Source organism: Telmatobacter sp. DSM 110680 (assembly GCF_039994875.1).
Classification (GTDB): domain Bacteria; phylum Acidobacteriota; class Terriglobia; order Terriglobales; family Acidobacteriaceae; genus Telmatobacter.
This window is the reverse complement of sequence record NZ_CP121196.1, coordinates 263428-281137: the sequence shown is the minus strand read 5'-3', so window position 1 is coordinate 281137 and position 17710 is coordinate 263428. Positions and strand designations below refer to the sequence as shown.

Sequence of the window (17710 nt, the reverse complement as noted above, 5' to 3'; positions counted from 1 at the left end):
ATTTCAGACTCAACACCGGCGCTACAGATAAGTTTCATCGATATAGCACCACCGCCAATCCTCACCGCGCTCAGCTGACCGGATCAGCGGATGCTGTGTCGCATGAAAATGCGCGCGCGCATGCCGATTCTTCGATGAATCACAGCACCCCACGTGTCCGCACTCCAAGCACATGCGCAGATGCACCCACGTGTCGCCCGTCTTCAGGCAATCCTCGCAACCCTTGCTGCTGGGCTTAACATCCTTGACATGTTCTTTCACGTGCGCGCACTTCGCGGCCATGGCTCACCTCCGGTGGGAATCCCGTTTTCACACCATATATTGTTTCGCTAATTCGCGGAACTCCGCTACCTGTTTCGACGCCCAAACCTGATCGCGCCCCAACTCCTCCGCCAGCAAGCGCGCTACCGGCTCGGCCATCGCCACCGCCGCCCGCGCATTCAGAAACAATGCCCGCGTCCTTCGCGCCAGAACATCCTCAACACCCCGAGCCATCTCTATCCGAGCCGCCCACACGACTTCGGCCGCAACGTAAGATAAGTCTCGATGCAGTCGTTCGCTCAACTCAGGCTGCTCCGCGATTAACTTCCGAATCCCATCCGCATCAGTTCCATATACTCCCAGCGGATTTTCCTCGCCCTCATCGTCAGCGGAGTTCAAATACCCATGAATCCGCAGATTCTTCGTCGTGCACTCCTCATCCCGCAGGCGCCCCAACGTAATCGCGTGGTCCACGCAGTCCTCAGCCATGTGCCGATACGTTGTCCATTTCCCGCCCGTAATCGTCAACAGTCCCGACGTATCCACATGAATCACGTGGTCGCGCGACAATGAAGAAGTCTTTCCCTCGCCGTCACTCTTCACCAGCGGCCGCAGACCCACATACACAGCCAGAACGTCCGTACGCGTAGGAGGCCGGTTAAGGTAGCGTCCCGCAGTTTCGAGAATGAACTCGATCTCTTCATCCAGCGCCTTCGGTTCAAGGCTCGGCGCGTCCACCGGCGTATCGGTGGTCCCCGCCACCGCATGCCCATGCCACGGAATCACAAACAATACGCGCCCATCACTGGTCCGTGGAACCATCAGCGCCGTATCGCCCTTCAAAAAGCTCCGGTCAAACACCAGGTGGATACCCTGGCTAGTCACCATCATCGGTTCAACCTTCGCATCGGCCATGCGTCTGATGTCGTCCGTAAAAACCCCTGTCGCGTTCACAACCACGCGAGCAGCAAACATTAGTTCCTCGCCCGTCTCGCCATCGAGCGCTGTAAGCCCATTCACATAGCCGTCGTCGTCGCGCAACAATTTGGTTGCAGGACAATAATTCAGCAGCGTCGCACCATGGTCCGCCGCCGTCATCGCCAGATGAACCAGCAACCGTGAGTCATCAAACTGCCCGTCGTAGTAAACAACTCCGCCGCGCAACTCCTCCGGTTCCAGCGCCGGCAGACGCTCCAGCGTCTCGTCTTTCGACAGCAGCTTCGAGGCACCAAACCCATACTTTCCGGCAAGCAGGTCGTAGAGTTTCAGGCCGATCCCATAAAACGGCGCCTCCCACCACGAGTAATTCGGCACCACGAACGCCAGGTCATGAACCAGGTGCGGCGCATTCTGCCGCATCAGCCCGCGCTCCTTCAACGCCGACATCACCAGCGGAATATTTCCCTGTTCCAGATACCGCACGCCGCCATGCACCAGCTTGGTGCTGCGGCTGCTTGTTCCCTTACCGAAGTCGTGCGCCTCCACCAGCACCACGTCGAACCCGCGTGCGGCGGCATCCACTGCGACACCTACGCCAGTCGCTCCACCGCCGATCACCGCGATGTCCCACGGTGTCCCTGCGGCTGCGCGCTCATGAACCTTGCGCAGCATCTCTTCCCGGCGCATCAATCGCTCCAGTTCCGCATTACTCACTCCAATTCTTGGATCGCTCCACCGCGCGTTGCCAGCGTCCGCGCCGTTCGGCCCGTTCATTCGCATCCATCCGCGGCTCAAAACGCACATCGCCTTCCCGCTTCGCGCGCAGATCATCGGGACCAGCCCAGAATCCCGTTGCCAACCCCGCTAAATACGCAGCTCCCAGCGCCGTCGTTTCCGTTACGCGCGGCCGTACCACCGGCACGCCCAGCACGTCGGCCTGAAACTGCATCATTAAATCATTCACGGCCGCACCACCATCCACGCGCAGCGCACCCAGCGGTGTGCCAGTCTCGCTGTGCACCGCCTCCAGCACGTCCGCCACCTGGAAAGCAATGCTCTCCAGCGCCGCGCGCGCAATATGCCCCGGCTTCGTATCCCGCCGTAATCCGATCAGCAAACCACCCGCATGTGGGTCCCAGTGTGGCGCGCCCAGCCCCACAAACGCCGGCACAAAAACCACTCCGCCGGTGTCCGGCACACTCGCCGCCAATGCCTCTACCTCTGCCGATGATCCGATCAGTCGCATGTTGTCGCGTAGCCACTGCACAACCGCGCCCCCGATAAAGATGCTGCCCTCCAGCGCGTACTCGCGTCGCTTATGCGCACTGGCCGCCAGCGTCGTAATCAGCCGATGCTTCGAACGCACAAACTCCGTTCCCACATTCTGCAGCAGGAAACACCCGGTCCCGTAGGTGTTCTTCGCCTCTCCCGCATTCCAGCAAAGTTGTCCAAACAGCGCCGCCTGCTGATCACCCGCAATTCCGGCAATCGCCACACCGCCCAATCCCAGCGAAGTGGTGACCTCTCCGATTCGATCGCTCGACCACACCACCTCCGGCAGCATGCTCGCTGGTACCCCGAAGATGCGCAGCAGTTCCGCATCCCACTCGCCTTTAACGATGTTGTAGAGCAGCGTCCGCGACGCATTCGTCACATCCGTTACGTGACGCATCCCGCTGGTCAGGTGCCAGATCAGCCAGCTATCAACGGTGCCGAACGCCAGTTCTCCACGCTCGGCCCTTTCTCGTGCGCCGGCAACATTGTCCAGAATCCAACGAATCTTGGTGGCCGAAAAATAAGGGTCGAGTACCAGCCCGGTTTTTGCAGAAATAGTCTCTCCCAGACCGCCTTCTTCCAGGGCCGCACACATCTGCGCGGTTCGCCGGTCCTGCCACACAATCGCAGGATGAATCGGCTTTCCCGTCTCGCGTTCCCACACGACCACTGTCTCGCGCTGGTTCGTGATGCCGATCGCCGCCACGTCGCGCGGCCGCGCCCCAGCCTTCCCCAGCGCCTCGACTGCGCAGGAAAGCTGGCTTGTCAGAATTTCCATCGGGTCGTGTTCTACCCAGCCGGGCTGCGGGTAAAACTGCTCAAACTCATGCTGCGCGACGGCAACAATCGAGCCTGCCTCATCAAAAAGAATTGCGCGCGAACTCGTCGTGCCCTGGTCCAGTGCGAGGATGTATGCCATTGGGGTGATTTACCTTCGCACCCAAGTCAATCACGCGCCCCTGCCGTGCCGCAACCATCTCCAGGTCGAGAGAACGAACGGAATTCATACCACGTACATATCCACGTACTCGCTTACCGCCATCCGCTCCAGCTTGGCCAGATCAAGCGACACATCCAGAATCCGCTCCTGCTGCTCCGAAGCAAATCCCCGCGCCAGGTTGCGCTTGAACTTCTCCACCAGCAAAGGCATCCCATCCTTGCGCCTGCGTTTGTGTCCAATCGGATATTCGACCGTCTCTTCCAATACCGACCCGTCGTTCAACTCTACGCGCAGCCCGTTTGCAATCGACCGCTTCTCCGGATCGTGATAATCCCTGGTAAATTGTGGCTCCTCTACGCACTCTACCTTCGCCCGCAGCGCGTCAATGCGCGGATCGCCGGCCACCTTGTCCTCGTAGTCCCCGGCCGTAAGCCTGCCAAAGATCAAGGGAATCGCAATCATGTACTGAATGCAATGATCCCGGTCCGCGGGATTCGAGAGCGGTCCCTTCTTGTCGATGATCCGCAGGCACGCCTCATGCGTCCGAATCGTAATCTTCCGAATGTCATCGGTCGTCTTCCCCTTCGCATCCAACTGGCCGCGCAGCGTCATCGCTGCTTCCACCGCCGTCTGCGAATGAAACTCCGCCGGGAAACTGATCTTGAACAGCACGTTCTCCATCACGTAGCTGCCGTATGGCCGCTGAAACTTGAACTCCTGTCCATTGAACGAAACGTCGTAGAAGCCCCACGTCCGTGTCGACAGAACGGCGGGATATCCCATCTCTCCAGACTTGGCCATCAACGCGAGCCGCACTGCCCGGCTGGTCGCATCGCCCGCCGCCCAGCTTTTTCGCGAACCCGTGTTCGGCGCATGCCGATATGTCCGCAGACTTTGGCCATCCACCCAAGCCAGCGAAATCGCATTGAGCGTCTGCTCACGCGTCAACCCCAACAGTCCGCAAACAACCGCAGTAGAAGCCACCTTCACCAGCACCACGTGATCGAGGCCAACCTTGTTGAAGGAATTCTCCAAGGCAATGCAGCCCTGAATCTCGTGCGCCTTGATCATCGCCGTCAGCACCTGTCGCATCGTCAATGCTGGCCTGCCTTCCGCCGCATCAACGCGCGAAAGCCAATCGGCGACGGCGAGAATTCCGCCCAGGTTATCGGACGGGTGTCCCCACTCCGCAGCCAGCCACGTGTCGTTGTAGTCGAGCCAGCGAATCATCGCCCCTATGTTGAACGCTGCCTGCACCGGATCGAGTTGAAAATTCGTCCCGGGCACCCGCGTTCCATGCGGCACAACGGTCCCCGGCACAATCGGTCCCAGCAGCTTGGTGCACGCCGGATACTCCAGCGCCTCCAGACCGCACCCCAGCGTATCGATCAGGCAATAGGCCGCCGTCTCATAAGCAAGGTCACTCTTCACTTCATAACCCAGCGCGTAATCCGCAATATCCGTGATCACTCGATCGAACGCCGGCCGTTCATTACTGATATGCGATGACACTTATTCTCCTGTACAAGCTGGCTTCGAGACTTGAGAGGAATTCTTCGATTAGTTAGGGTCGAGGCGTCTCATCCATAGGGCGCGCTCTTTGCGCCGAATGGGAGGGAAGGCGCTACGTCCGCTTCTCAATCGGCACAAATTCCAAATTTTCCGGTCCCGTGTACACCGCGGATGGTCGAATGATCTTCCCATCCTGCCTTTGTTCGATCACATGCGCGCACCAGCCCGCCGTGCGTGCCATCACGAAAAGTGCCGTGAACAAGTCGACTGGAATGCCCATCAGGTCATACGCCACCGCGCTGTACCAGTCGAGATTGGGAAACATGCGCTTTACATCCAGCATCGTCGTTTCAATGCGTTCGGCCACATTGAACAGCCTCATATCTTTACCGGACTTTGCAAGTCCGCGCGCTACTTCCTTGATAATTTCGCTGCGCGGATCGCTAATGGTGTATACGGGGTGCCCGAAACCAATGATCACCTCACGTTCGCCCACGCGCCACCGCATGTCCGTTTCGGCCTCGTCTGGCCTTTGATAGCGCTTCTGAATCTCCAGCGCAACCTCATTCGCGCCTCCATGCTTCGGGCCTTTCAATGCTCCGATCGCACCTGTAACGCACGAATAAACGTCCGAACCCGTGCCGGCAATTACGCGTGCTGTAAAGGTCGAAGCGTTGAACTCGTGCTCCGCATACAGAATCATCGATGTCTGCATAGCTCTAATCCACTCTTCGCTCGGCGCAGTGCCGTGCAGCAGATGCAGAAAATGCGCGGCAATGGAATCCTCGAAGCGTTCGACCTCGATCCTTCGCCCGTTGCGGGCATAGTGGTGCCAATAGAGAAGCATCGATCCCATGCACGCCACAAGCGTGTCGGCAATCCGCCGCGCACCGCTCTCCTTGTGACTCTCGCCCTCAGGCAGCACGCACCCCAGCACCGAAACCCCGGTCCGCAGCACATCCATCGGATGAGTCGACGGCGGCAGCAACTCCAGCGCCTGCTTCACAGCCGCAGGAAGGCTCCGTAGCGGCCTTAGGCTCGCCTTATACGCAGCAAGCTCTGCCAGGTTCGGCAGCTTACCGTGCACCAGCAGATAGGCCACTTCTTCAAACTCGCAACGCGATGCCAGGTCCTTGATGTCGTATCCGCGATAATGCAGATCATTGCCGGTGTGCCCTACCGTGCAAAGCGCAGTCGAACCCGCTGGCGTTCCCGACAACGCGACTGATTTTTTAGGCTTGAACGCCGCTGGTGCAGCAGCGTTAACTTCATCACTCATTGCGACCCCCGCAGAGCATCAAGCTACCCGCAGAGCATCAAGCTAAAGGATCACCTGCGAAGGTGTCTACTTGCCCTCTTTGCTCTTTGCAAATAGATCGTTCAGTTTTTCTTCATACGAATGGTAGTCGAGGAACTTATAAAGATCGGAACGTGATTGCATCATCGGAATCACATGTTTCTGAGTGCCCTCGGTACGAATCGCCTCATACACGCTGAGCGCGGCAGCGTTCATAGCCCGGTAAGCCGCACAGCAGTAAAGAATAATGTCTACGCCCGCGCCGGCAAGTTCTTCGCGCGTCCAAAGCGGCGTCTGTCCAAACTCCGTAATATTCGCGAGAATCGGTACGCCCACGGCCTTGCGAAACTCCATGTACTGCGGCAACTCCGTTACCGCCTCAGCGAAAATCATGTCCGCTCCCGCTGCAACATACGCCTGCGCACGCTCGATCGCTGCCTTCAGGCCCTCGCCAGCCAGCGCGTCGGTCCGCGCCATGATCACAAAGCCTTCATCTGTACGCGCATCGACCGCCGCCTTAACACGGTCCACCATCTCCTCCGGCGGCACCAGTTCCTTGCCCGGGCGATGTCCGCAGCGCTTAGCGCCGACCTGATCCTCCATGTGAACAGCGCCTGCCCCCGCCTTGATCATCGACCGGATCGTCCGCGCAATGTTGAACGCCGAGCCCCATCCGGTATCGATATCCACCAGCAACGGCACCGTAGTCACCTCTGTAATCCGACGCACATCCGTCAGCACATCTTCCATCGTGCTGATCCCCAGGTCCGGCATCCCCAGCGAATTCGCCGCCACTCCGCCGCCCGAAAGATAAAGCGCGCGAAAACCCGTAGCCTCCGCCATCCGCGCCGTGTAGGCATTGATTGCACCCGCCACCTGCAGCGGCTTTTCCTCCGCCACCGCCGCGCGAAATCTTTTTCCCGCCGATCCTTCTCCAAAGGTCTGCTGCATGCAATGCCTTCCCCACCCGCACCCCTTGGTGCGACAATCGTTCCCGTTGCGCGACCCGTTATTTTCAGGTCGTTGCATAGGAGAATTACACATGAAACCTCTCGTCGTCTGTGCCGCATTTCTTCTAGCCACTACCGGTCTTCTCGCCCAACAGGGCGGCCCGCCCAAGAGCCCGCCGGCAAAGGCCACGGCCAGCATCGGCGGCCACGAAATCAGCATCGTCTACTCCGCGCCGGGCGTGAAAGGCCGCGAAGGCAAAATCTTCACAAAGGACGGCCTCATCAGCCACAACCCCCACTATCCCGTGTGGCGCGCCGGAGCCAACTCCGCTACCACCCTCCACACCGACGGCGACCTCATGATCGGCGATCTCTCCGTCCCCAAGGGCGATTACACCCTTTTCGTGGACATCTCCGATCCTGACAACTGGACCCTCATCGTCAACAAGAAACTCGGCGAGTGGGGCCTTGCCTATGACGGCTCGCAGGATCTCGGCAAAACCAAGATGACCATGAGCAAGCCCCCTGCGATGGTTGAGAACCTCTTGTACACCATCACCGACAACGGCGGTGGCAAGGGAACCATCACGCTCGCGTGGGAAGACCACTCCGCGTCCGTCCCCGTCACCGTGCACAAGTAGCCAGCGCGCAATCAACACGGCAGGGCGCGGTTCCGGCTTCCACCGCCCTGCCGCTACAATAGAGGTAGAGAGATTGATCACTACCGGAGAGCCAAACCGCCTTGCCTCTTTACGCCTATCGCTGCACAACCTGCGGCAACAAATTCGAAAAAATTCAGAACTTCTCCGCCGAGCCGGAGACCATCTGCCCCAAGTGCGACAACGCCACGCTCATCCGCCCGCTCACCGCCCCCCGCCTCAACTTCAAAGGCGCAGGATGGTACATCAACGACTACGCCTCGAAAAGCTCCGACTCGTCGTCGGACTCTACCAGCGAGTCCAAGCCCTCCGAATCCAAAGAAGCGCCAAAATCGAGCGACAAGCCAGCAGCACCATCCACTCCCCCAACCGCGCCATCCACCTCCGCCTCGACGCCCAAGTCCTCCACCGACAGCTAGGCAAGAGCTGCGAGCCTCCCCAATAAACTGTGTCATCCTGAGCGCCGCACGCCTGGGGCTCCGCGACCGAAAGTTCGTGGGATAAGCGGCGCGAAGCATCTGCTTTTCCGGAATTTTGACCCCACCCCTCCCGCTAAACTGAATGAGTCCATGCCCCTCCTCGACGCCATCCCGTCTCCCGTAGAAAACGCCGACACTACGGCCCTCGAGTGGACGCCCCTCCTCGCCTTTCTCTCCGGCTACGCCGCGTCCCCGGTTGGTCGCGAAGCAATCCTCGCTCTCCGCCCTTCCACCGACGAGCCATGGATCACCCGCCAGCATCAACTCACAGGCGAGCTTCGCCTGCTGCTGAACGAACAAGTCTCCATCCCTCTAGGCGGCCTCTTCGATCCCACTCAACTCGCCGCCAAGGCTCAAATTCCAGGCGCCGCGCTTGAGGCCGCAGAATTTCAATCCATCGCACGCCTCGCCAACGACGTAGCTGCCTGGCAAGCTCTGCTGCGTGAGCCCCCCGCCAGGGTCGCCGGAAAACTGCCGCGCCTCTCCGATCTCTCCGCCGCGCTTGCTGGCTCGTCTTTGAAGCCGCTTGCCGAGTCAATCGAGCGCAAAATTCAGCCCGACGGCACCCTCGCCGACGACGCATCGCCTGAGCTCCACCGCATCCGCCGCGACCAGGAGCGCCAACAACGCGCTATCGAAGAATCTCTCCGCGCGGCCCTCCGCAAACTCTCCGTCGAAGGTTCCACGCAGGAAGACCTCATCACCATTCGCGGAGACCGCTTCGTCATCCCCGTCCGCAGCGAACTCAAGCGCCGCGTCTCCGGTGTAGTCCACGGCGCCAGCTCATCGGGACAAACCGTTTACGTCGAGCCGCTCGAAACCATCGAGCAGAACAACGAGCTAGTCCGTCTCATCGAAGAGGAGCAGGAAGAAATCCACCGCATCTTCGTTGCTCTCACCCGTCAGGTAGGAGGCTACGCGACTGCTCTCGTAGAAGGCGCCCGCGTCCTTGCCCTGGTCGACACGCTGCTGGCACGTGCCCGTTTCGCTCGCGACTACGATTGCATCGCTCCCGTCATCACGCCTGACCTGCTCTCCCTCAATAGCGCCCGCCACCCGCTTCTCGAGCGGCATCTCCGCACAACCAACGGCCGCATTGTCCCTCTCACTCTCGAACTCACCGCCGAAGCCCGTCAGCTGATCATCAGCGGACCCAACACCGGTGGCAAAACCGTCACCCTCAAAACCACGGCGCTGCTCGCCATGATGGCCCAGGCCGGATTACCCATTCCCGCCGCCGCCGCCAGCTTCCCCATCTTCACCGCTTTTCTAGCCGACATCGGCGACGCCCAATCCATCGAAGCCGAGCTCTCCACCTTCTCCGCGCACATCGTCAATCTCAATCGCCTCTCGCGCCTTGCGGATGCAAACTCTCTCGTCCTTCTCGACGAACTCGGGTCCGCAACCGATCCTGAAGAAGGCTCTGCGCTTGCCGTCGCAGTCGCAGCGCATTTTCTCGAATGCCATGCATGGACCCTCATCTCCACCCATCACACTTCGCTCAAGGTCTACGCCGCCAACACACCGGGCGTTCTGAATGCCGCAGCTGGCGTCGATGAAGCTACTCTCATTCCCAACTACCAGCTTCGCCTCGGTGTCCCTGGTGCTTCAGCCGGCATTCAGACCGCCGAGCGCCTCGGCCTCAACCGCACCATCGTCATCGCCGCCCGCGAACGCCTTGGCTCGCAGCAAGTCGATATCGCCCGCTTCCTCGATAAGCTGCACAACGATCTCACCGCGCTTGAAGCCGAAAAAAAAGCCGCCCGTGAGCAGCAGTACGCCCTCAACCAGGAACGCGCCAAGCTCGCCCGCGAAGGCGACGTAGAGCTACGCAATCGCACCCGCGAACTCGAAACCAAACTCGCCTCATTGATGAAAGAATTTGAATTCCAGATGCGCGAGAATGTTCGTGCCATTGAAGACCGCGCCGCCCAGCAAAAGCTTTCCAAGGAAGCCGAGCGCCGCATCACCCGTCTCCGTCGCGAATTCCAGGAAAGTTTCAACCAGACCGTAGTGGCCCACCGCACCGGCGCAGACACCGGTGACGCCAACGCGCAGCCCCACGTCTTGCGCCACATCGCGCCCGGCGATCAGGTCCGCATCAAGTCCATGAACAAGATCGCCGTCGTCCAGCGCGAAATTGAAAAGGACCTCTTCGAAGTCGCTCTCGGCCCCATCAAGATGCGCGTAAAGCGCGACGAGTGCTCCGCACCCTTACCCTCTGGAGTCGATTCCGGGCAAGAGAAGAAGGCCGACCCGCTAGCCGCCGCTCGCAAGCAAAAGGGTGTCCACGTCTCCATCACCAGCGCCAACACCGACGACATGCGTATGGAGATCAACCTCATCGGCCGCACCGTCGACGAAGCCACCGAAGAGTTGGAAAAATATCTAGACCGCGCCTTCCTCGCCGGCCTGCCTCGCGTCCGCATCATCCACGGCCATGGCGCCGGCATCCTCCGCCGCGGCGTTCGCGACTTCCTCAAGTCGCACCCCCACGTAGCCACCATCGCCGAAGCCCCTCAGAACGAAGGCGGCCAGGGCGCGACCTTGGTCGAGTTGCGTCAATAGTTTTCAACCAAGCTTTTCGCTGGCGTCTATTTGGAGTGTCGTCTTGAACATCAAGACTTTTCTCCTTTTGGCTTGTCATCCTGAGCGACCGAAGGGAGTCGAAGGATCTGCGGTTGCCTTTTCAGCGCGCAACCGAACAGTTGCGTATTGATCACGGCTCATTGAAAACTCTTAAAGGAGAATACCGGAGGTAGCAGCGGCCTTCTGGCCCATGGATACTCGGTCGTTTAAGAAAGGGCTTTAACCTCGGAAATCCTGACCGCGCACCGCCAACGCCCGCTGCTCCCGCTGTCCGGCATCGCCGCCCGTCCAACTCTCACCCTCTCCTAATGCCACAACGCAATCGCCCAAGCCCGCATTACGCGCCGCTTGCAACAACCGCGGCAAGGGCTCTTCCATAGGCTCACGTCCCAAACGAAACGTCCCGTAATGCATAGGAATCATCACGTCCGCCTGCAAGTCCAGAAAAGCACGCAGCGCCTCCTCAGGGCTCGTATGCACCGCGCGATAACTATCCGGAAAATACGCGCCAATCGGCAGCAGTGCAATCTCTGGCCGCAACCGCCTACCGATCTCCGCGAACCCGCCAAAATAAGCCGTATCCCCCGAGTGATAAATCGTCGGCCCCTTCGCCGACTCAATCACGTATCCCCCGAATCCCCGGTGCGTGTCTTTGAACATCCGCGCGCCCCAGTGTCGCGCAGGCGTCGCGGTGATGCGAATCGTCTCAGAAACGGCTCGGTTTTTACTCTGCTCGATTGGAATCGGCTCAGACTTCTGGGCAGAGGTTCGCGGCATTGCCGTCAGTTCGGTCGATTGCCACCACTCCAACGTTTCCACCCGCCCAAATCCAAGATCCTGCACCAGGTCTTCAACGCCGCGCGGCACAATCGCCACCGGGGCTGCCAATCCGCGCCGCCGCATCTCCCGCGTAACCGCCCGCAGCGATGGCCGGTTCAGATGATCCATATGCGCATGCGTCAGCAGCACCGCGTCAATCGTGGGCAGATCCGCAATCCGCACGCCCGCACGGCGCTGCCGCCGCAAGACAATCAGGCGCGTGGCAAACACCGGATCCAGCAAAATTCCACGACCCGCTGTCTGGATCAAAAAGGATGAGTGCCCGATAAAGGTAATCGCCGAATCATCTGGCCCCACCGCGGCCGGCTTCGCCTGTGTCCCCGCAAGCGGCTGCGTATGGCTCTCGCGCACCAGCCGCCAAAGTTGTCCCAACTTTCTTACCCAGAATGGCACCGAAGCTCTCATCAATCACCCATCCAGTAGATGCTCAACCAACCATCCACGACCCCAAATGTTGTCAACTCTGCCGTGTCTCAAGCCGATGATTCCATTCCCAATTCTGTTTGCAGGCAATTACCGCGCAGAGGCGCACAATGTAATCGAAGGGGAACGATCGATGCCTGCAACGAATGCTCTGCAGCCAATCACCCTTTGGCTGGATTCCACGACTGCCCCCCTCCCCCCCGGTGTTACTACTCTTTTCCTTCGCCTGTCCTTTGGTAACCACCTCGCGACTCGCTGTCGATGATTCGCAACTTCCATTCCGGTCGGGGAAAGGCATACGCGCCTTGACATTCGGTTGACATTTACCCCATCCCAGCCCGTTATCATCAAGTGCAGCCAACGCTTCAAGGAGCTTCCCGTGCGCAAACCAATTCTGTCTCTGCTGTTGTTTCTATCCACGACCGCATTGTTCGCAGCCAATCCCGGCAGCATCTACGATTTCACTATCAAGTCAATCGACAACCAGCCCGTCAGCCTCAAGAGCTATAGCGGCAAGGTGGTTCTGCTGGTCAATGTCGCCAGCAAGTGCGGTTTCACACCACAATATGCAGGCCTTGAGGCGCTCTACGAGAAGTACAAGGATCGCGGTTTCGTCATCATCGGCGTGCCCGCGAACAACTTCGCCCAGCAGGAGCCGGGAACCAACGAGGAGATCAAAACCTTCTGCTCGCGCAAGTACAACGTGACTTTCCCTATGATGTCCAAGGTCTCTGTACTCGGCGATGACAAGACCCCTCTTTACCAATTCCTCACCGACAAGTCCACCGATCCGAAGTTTGGCGGCGACATCAAGTGGAATTTCACCAAGTTCCTCTTCGACCGCAACGGAAATCCCGTGGCCCGGTTCGAACCAGCCGTCACTCCCGACTCGCCAGAAGTTCACTCCGCCATCGAGTCAGCTCTCGGCAAATAAAACCGCCAACCGAAAAATGAAAAGGCCTCTGAGATCGCTCTCAGAGGCCTTATAGTTTTGTGGCTCGCTCTAAACCGCGCAAGCGGAGTTCGCCGCACCGCCGGTGCTTCAAGCCATCGCTTCGCGGCCCATCGGCTCAAAGCTTAGCTTATCTAACTTGCGATCCACGTCAATGCGCACGTGCGAGCCATGCAGAATCTCGCCGTTCAGGATCTTGATCGCCAGCGGATCCTGCACCATCCGTTGCAAAGCCCGTTTCAGCGGCCGTGCACCGTATGCTACATCTGAACCGGAAGCCAGGATCAGTTCCCGAGCCGACGGTGTCAGTTCAAGCGAAATCTGCCGGTCTTCGAGCAGTTTCCCAACCTCGGCCAACCGCAGTTCGAGAATCGCCTCGAGCTGAGAGTGACCCAGCGGACGGAAGATCACCATATCATCGACACGATTCAAAAACTCCGGCCTGAAGTGCTCGCGCAATACGCGCATCACGCTCTCGCGCGCCATGTCGAAGTCATGCTCCGTCTTCAGCGATTCTGTCGCCAGAAACGCCGCACCCAGGTTCGAAGTCATGATCAGCACCGTGTTCTTGAAGTCCACCGTGCGTCCCTTCGCATCCGTCAACCGCCCATCGTCCATGATCTGCAGCAGTACGTTGAACACGTCGGGATGCGCCTTCTCAATCTCGTCGAACAGAATCACCGCATACGGTCTGCGCCGTACAGCCTCAGTCAACTGGCCGCCTTCGTCATAACCAACGTATCCCGGAGGCGCGCCAATCAACCGCGCCACCGCGTGCTTCTCCATGTACTCGCTCATATCGATGCGGACCATCGACTGTTCGTCATCAAACAGAAACTCAGCAAGTGCACGCGCCGTCTCCGTCTTTCCGACGCCAGTAGGACCCAGGAAGATAAACGAACCAATTGGCCGCTTCGGATCGCTGAGTCCCGCCCGCGAACGCCGAATCGCATTCGCCACGATGCTCAACGCTGCATCCTGTCCGACCACACGCTCCCGCAACCGCTCTTCCATTTGGACGAGCTTGCTGACCTCGCCCTCAAGCATCTTCGTAACAGGAATGCCAGTCCACTTGCTGACGATCTTGGCAATATCCTCCTCGTCGACCTCTTCTTTCAGCATCCGTGTCACATTTGAGGTGCCGTCCTGCAGCGCATTCAACTGCTTCAGCTCTGCTTCCAACTTGGGCAGTTCACCATATTGAATCTGCGCAGCACGATCAAGCTGACCTTTACGTGTTTGCTCCTCGGCCTCGAAGCGCAGCGCTTCGATCTTCTTTTTCAATTCGCTGATCCGGCTGATTGCATCGCGCTCCATTGTCCAGCGCGCGCGCAGGGCAGTCGTCTGCTCCTTGAGTGTTGCCAGTTCGCGTTCAACCTCTTCAAATCGGCCTCGGCTGTTCGAGTCTTTCTCCCGCTTCAACGCGGCTTTTTCGATTTCAAGCGATGTCGCCTGCCGTTCCAGTTGATCGATCTCCGTCGGCACCGAACCAATTTGAATTGCCAGCGAAGCTGCCGCCTCATCCACAAGGTCGATAGCCTTGTCTGGCAGGAAACGGTCGCTAATATAGCGATGCGACAGTGTGGCTGCGGCCACAATCGCCGAGTCCTTGATGCGCACGTTATGGTGCGCCTCGTAGCGATCCTTCAAACCGCGCAAAATCGCAATCGTGTCCTCGACGTTCGGCTCGCCCACATATACGATCTGGAAACGCCGCTCCAGCGCCGCATCCTTTTCGATGTACTTGCGGTACTCATTCAGCGTGGTTGCACCGATTGCCCGCAGTTCGCCGCGCGCAAGAGGCGGCTTCAACATGTTGCTCGCGTCGATCGCGCCCTCGGCTGCACCCGCACCAACCAGCGTATGCAGTTCGTCGATGAACAACACAATCTGCCCGTTCGACTCTTCGATTTCCTTCAAGACTGCCTTAAGCCGATCTTCAAATTCGCCGCGATACTTCGCGCCCGCCAGCATCGACCCGAGGTCGAGCGAGATCACCCGCTTGTCACGCAGGCTCTCCGGCACGTCACCGGAAACGATGCGCCGCGCCAGTCCCTCCACGATCGCCGTCTTGCCGACGCCGGGCTCGCCAATCAGCACAGGGTTGTTCTTCGTCCGGCGACTCAACACCTGGATCACGCGCCGAATCTCTTCATCGCGTCCAATCACCGGGTCAAGCTTCCCGCGCCGTGCCAGCTCCGTAAGGTCCTTCGCGTACTTCTCCAGCGCTTGAAATTTGCCTTCCGGATTCTGATCCGTCACGCGCTGCGAGCCGCGCACGGCGGTCAGCGCCTGCAGGATCGCTTCATGTGTAGCGCCCACGGCAAGCAGCGCGTCGCGTGCCGCATCGCCCTTCTGGTGCGCCACACCCAGCAGCAGGTGTTCCGTCGAAATGTATTCATCCTTGAAGTTCGCAGCTTCGCGAAATGCCTGCTCCAGCGCCTTGGTGAGCGCATTGCTAGGACCAGGCTGCGCGGAATTCCCCTGCACTCGAGGCAGTTTTTCCTCAATCTGATGCAGACTGCTCTCGAGCCGCTCAGTAGGAACGCCGATCTTCTCAAGCACCGCCGGTATCACGCCCTCGCGGTCCTCAATGAGCGCAAGCAGCAAATGCACTGGCTGGATCTCGGGATTGCCGAGCTCTGCCGCGCGTCCCTGCGCCTGCTGCATCGCTTCCTGCGACTTCACAGTCAATTTTTCCCAGCGTATTGCCATAATGGTCAGCTCCCAGCCACTAGTTTTCAGCTTCTAGCTTGCTCCTCAGAAATCAAAAGTGCGGCTCAATAACGAATTTTTTTGATGTCTTTCAATCCTTTTACGAGCAAAAACAAGCGCCGGGGCAGCGGATAATCCACCCCGGCGCCCAACCATCGCCGCTGCCAGCACTTGCAACGATAGCTAATGGCTAAAAGCTAGCGGCTCGTCCTTACCGTGCGCCTACCAGTTCGCGCTCTTCCTTCTTGTCTTCGATCTTGTTCTGGCCGCCGAAATTGACCTTGATCTGCTTCGGCTGCGCTTCCGGCTTCTTATTCAATTCCAGTTTCAAGATACCTGCGTTGTAGCTGGCACCTACGTTCTCCGGATCAACCGTAGAAGGCAGCGTGAAGGCGCGATAAAAGCTTCCATAGCGCCGCTCGATCCGGTGGAAGTTCTCTTCCTTTTCGTCCTTCTCGAACTTGCGCTCGCCTTTTACGGTCAGCGTGTTGTTTTCCACGCGGATGTCCAAGTCCTTCTCTTCCATGCCCGGCACTTCGATTTTCAGAACGACCTTTTTGGAGTCTTCATAGATGTCGACAGCCGGAACAAAGCTGGCAGTTGTTAACGGGTTGTCGCCCTCATTCATCTCGCGGAACAGGGAATTCACCCGGTTCTGGAGTGCTAAGACATCGCGAAAGGGGTCCCAACGTGTAATCGCCATGATTGTGTTTCCTCCAACTGATTTAGAGATTTTCCAGTCCGAGAGGCCGCACCTCTCAGGACTTTCATTCAATCTGATGGATACTATAGCACAATAGATGCATAAAATATGAGTGTAATACACTAATATTGTTAGAGTCAGTCTAACTGATAGAAATATCAAAACTTAAGTCGATGTTGGCCCGATCGAACGTCTCGCTTTAGAGAGTTTTCCTCAAGTTTTGTTAGGCCAGTGCCCTCGCATACGGCCTCGGCGGTGAAATCGCCTGACTCACTCCAGACATCGCCAACCGCTCAATTTCTTTCACGGAAAAGCGCTCGACACGGTCAGCTATGCCCTTCCGCATAGAATCAAAAGCAGATGATCGCCCTCTCTGGCCTCCCCGCCTACATGGATTGGCATTGGCTCTGGCTCACGGTCGCGGCTTTTCTGGCCGGCCTGCTGAACGCCGTTGCCGGAGGCGGGTCGTTTCTGCTCTTTCCAGCCATGCTCAGCATGAAGATGCTGCCCGTCCAGGCCAACGCCACCAACACCGTCGCCCTGTGGCCGGGCCAGCTTACCTCGGTGGCTGCCTACCGCGAAGATGTTCGCAAAAATCTCAGGGTGGCAATTCCGATGGCGGTTGCCGGACTCATCGGAGGAACCGGCGGAGCGATCCTTCTTCTCAACACGCCTCAAATGACGTTTCTGCACCTGGTTCCCTGGTTATTGCTGGTAGCTGCGGTCATCTTCGCGCTAAGCGGGCCCGTTTCGCGCTGGCTCGAACATCGCAAGTTCCGCGCCAACGCGTCGCCTCAGGTGGGCGAGGTACATCGGCCCCATATGATCGCCGTCTTTGTGGGCACGGTCGCAGTTTGCTTCTACATCGGCTACTTCGGAGCAGGCGCCGGCTTCCTGATCATCACCCTGCTCTCACTCTTCGGATATCAGGATTTGAACGAGATCAACGCGCTCAAAGTCGTTTGCACCACCATGGCCAACGGCATCGCATTCGTCATCTTCGTCTTCAATGGCCAGGTGGTGTGGCGCTACTGCCTCGTTGCCATGATTACCTGCGCCATCGGCGGATACACCTCTGCGAGTCTCGCGCGCAAAATTCCTCAACCAGTCTTGCGCGGCACCGTAGTTTTCATCGGCCTCGGCATGGCCGCCTACTTCTTCTGGCGAGGCTGATAG

At 58.7% G+C, this 17710-nt stretch carries 14 protein-coding genes; 5 read left to right on the top strand and 9 right to left on the bottom strand.

The window, feature by feature from the left end; genetic code table 11:
* Positions 1-21: 21 nt before the first annotated feature.
* The 6 genes from P8935_RS01085 to prpB form a co-directional block, all read right to left on the bottom strand.
* Positions 22-282: a UBP-type zinc finger domain-containing protein gene (locus P8935_RS01085; RefSeq protein ID WP_348263164.1), complete on the bottom strand. Its 261-nt coding sequence runs from the start codon at positions 280-282 to the stop codon at positions 22-24.
* A 27-nt stretch (positions 283-309) separates the two neighbouring features.
* Entirely contained in the window at positions 310-1974 is a 1665-nt protein-coding gene (locus P8935_RS01080; protein ID WP_348263163.1) for a glycerol-3-phosphate dehydrogenase/oxidase, read from the bottom strand.
* The gene (glpK, locus tag P8935_RS01075; protein WP_348263162.1) at positions 1907-3394 is read right to left on the bottom strand and encodes a glycerol kinase GlpK; all 1488 of its coding nucleotides are present in this window, start codon (positions 3392-3394) and stop codon (positions 1907-1909) included. The genes P8935_RS01080 and glpK overlap by 68 nt, the downstream gene beginning before the upstream one ends.
* A gap of 84 nt (positions 3395-3478) precedes the next feature.
* Positions 3479-4927: a bifunctional 2-methylcitrate dehydratase/aconitate hydratase gene (locus P8935_RS01070; RefSeq protein WP_348263161.1), complete on the bottom strand. Its 1449-nt coding sequence runs from the start codon at positions 4925-4927 to the stop codon at positions 3479-3481.
* A gap of 112 nt (positions 4928-5039) precedes the next feature.
* Complete coding sequence (gene prpC, locus P8935_RS01065; protein WP_348263160.1) at positions 5040-6206, bottom strand: 2-methylcitrate synthase; 1167 nt, start codon at positions 6204-6206, stop codon at positions 5040-5042.
* 66 nt (positions 6207-6272) lie between these two features.
* Positions 6273-7175, bottom strand: a complete 903-nt coding sequence (prpB, locus tag P8935_RS01060) for a methylisocitrate lyase (RefSeq protein WP_348263159.1) — start codon at positions 7173-7175, stop codon at positions 6273-6275.
* Between the two features lie 91 nt (positions 7176-7266).
* On the opposite strand from prpB, the gene P8935_RS01055 reads away from it, so the two are divergent.
* The 3 genes from P8935_RS01055 (at position 7267) to P8935_RS01045 (ending at position 10880) form a co-directional block, all read left to right on the top strand.
* On the top strand, positions 7267-7815 hold the full coding sequence (locus tag P8935_RS01055) for a DUF2911 domain-containing protein (RefSeq protein ID WP_348263158.1): 549 nt from the start codon (positions 7267-7269) through the stop codon (positions 7813-7815).
* 101 nt (positions 7816-7916) lie between these two features.
* Entirely contained in the window at positions 7917-8252 is a 336-nt protein-coding gene (locus P8935_RS01050) for an FmdB family zinc ribbon protein (RefSeq protein WP_348263157.1), read from the top strand.
* A 150-nt stretch (positions 8253-8402) separates the two neighbouring features.
* Complete coding sequence (locus tag P8935_RS01045) at positions 8403-10880, top strand: Smr/MutS family protein (protein WP_348263156.1); 2478 nt, start codon at positions 8403-8405, stop codon at positions 10878-10880.
* Positions 10881-11120: 240 nt separating this feature from the next.
* On the opposite strand, the gene P8935_RS01040 is transcribed toward P8935_RS01045, so the two are convergent.
* On the bottom strand, positions 11121-12146 hold the full coding sequence (locus tag P8935_RS01040) for an MBL fold metallo-hydrolase (protein ID WP_348263155.1): 1026 nt from the start codon (positions 12144-12146) through the stop codon (positions 11121-11123).
* A gap of 445 nt (positions 12147-12591) precedes the next feature.
* Here P8935_RS01040 and P8935_RS01035 point away from each other — a divergent pair, with 445 nt between their 5' ends.
* On the top strand, positions 12592-13098 hold the full coding sequence (locus P8935_RS01035) for a glutathione peroxidase (protein WP_348265381.1): 507 nt from the start codon (positions 12592-12594) through the stop codon (positions 13096-13098).
* Positions 13099-13206: 108 nt separating this feature from the next.
* On the opposite strand, the gene clpB is transcribed toward P8935_RS01035, so the two are convergent.
* Together clpB and P8935_RS01025 are read right to left on the bottom strand one after the other, a co-directional pair.
* Positions 13207-15831: an ATP-dependent chaperone ClpB gene (gene clpB / locus P8935_RS01030; protein ID WP_348263154.1), complete on the bottom strand. Its 2625-nt coding sequence runs from the start codon at positions 15829-15831 to the stop codon at positions 13207-13209.
* A gap of 211 nt (positions 15832-16042) precedes the next feature.
* Complete coding sequence (locus tag P8935_RS01025) at positions 16043-16534, bottom strand: Hsp20/alpha crystallin family protein (protein ID WP_348263153.1); 492 nt, start codon at positions 16532-16534, stop codon at positions 16043-16045.
* Between the two features lie 360 nt (positions 16535-16894).
* Here P8935_RS01025 and P8935_RS01020 point away from each other — a divergent pair, with 360 nt between their 5' ends.
* Positions 16895-17707: a sulfite exporter TauE/SafE family protein gene (locus P8935_RS01020; protein ID WP_348263152.1), complete on the top strand. Its 813-nt coding sequence runs from the start codon at positions 16895-16897 to the stop codon at positions 17705-17707.
* Positions 17708-17710: the final 3 nt, after the last annotated feature.

Coding starts and splice junctions, on each gene's coding strand:
- P8935_RS01040 (WP_348263155.1), bottom strand. CDS start 12,146: ATGAGAGCTTCGGTGCCATTCTGGGTAAGAAAGTTGGGACAACTTTGG.
- glpK (WP_348263162.1), bottom strand. CDS start 3,394: ATGGCATACATCCTCGCACTGGACCAGGGCACGACGAGTTCGCGCGCA.
- clpB (WP_348263154.1), bottom strand. CDS start 15,831: ATGGCAATACGCTGGGAAAAATTGACTGTGAAGTCGCAGGAAGCGATG.
- P8935_RS01080 (WP_348263163.1), bottom strand. CDS start 1,974: ATGAACGGGCCGAACGGCGCGGACGCTGGCAACGCGCGGTGGAGCGAT.
- prpC (WP_348263160.1), bottom strand. CDS start 6,206: ATGAGTGATGAAGTTAACGCTGCTGCACCAGCGGCGTTCAAGCCTAAA.
- P8935_RS01020 (WP_348263152.1), top strand. CDS start 16,895: ATGATCGCCCTCTCTGGCCTCCCCGCCTACATGGATTGGCATTGGCTC.
- P8935_RS01085 (WP_348263164.1), bottom strand. CDS start 282: ATGGCCGCGAAGTGCGCGCACGTGAAAGAACATGTCAAGGATGTTAAG.
- P8935_RS01045 (WP_348263156.1), top strand. CDS start 8,403: ATGCCCCTCCTCGACGCCATCCCGTCTCCCGTAGAAAACGCCGACACT.
- P8935_RS01025 (WP_348263153.1), bottom strand. CDS start 16,534: ATGGCGATTACACGTTGGGACCCCTTTCGCGATGTCTTAGCACTCCAG.
- prpB (WP_348263159.1), bottom strand. CDS start 7,175: ATGCAGCAGACCTTTGGAGAAGGATCGGCGGGAAAAAGATTTCGCGCG.
- P8935_RS01055 (WP_348263158.1), top strand. CDS start 7,267: ATGAAACCTCTCGTCGTCTGTGCCGCATTTCTTCTAGCCACTACCGGT.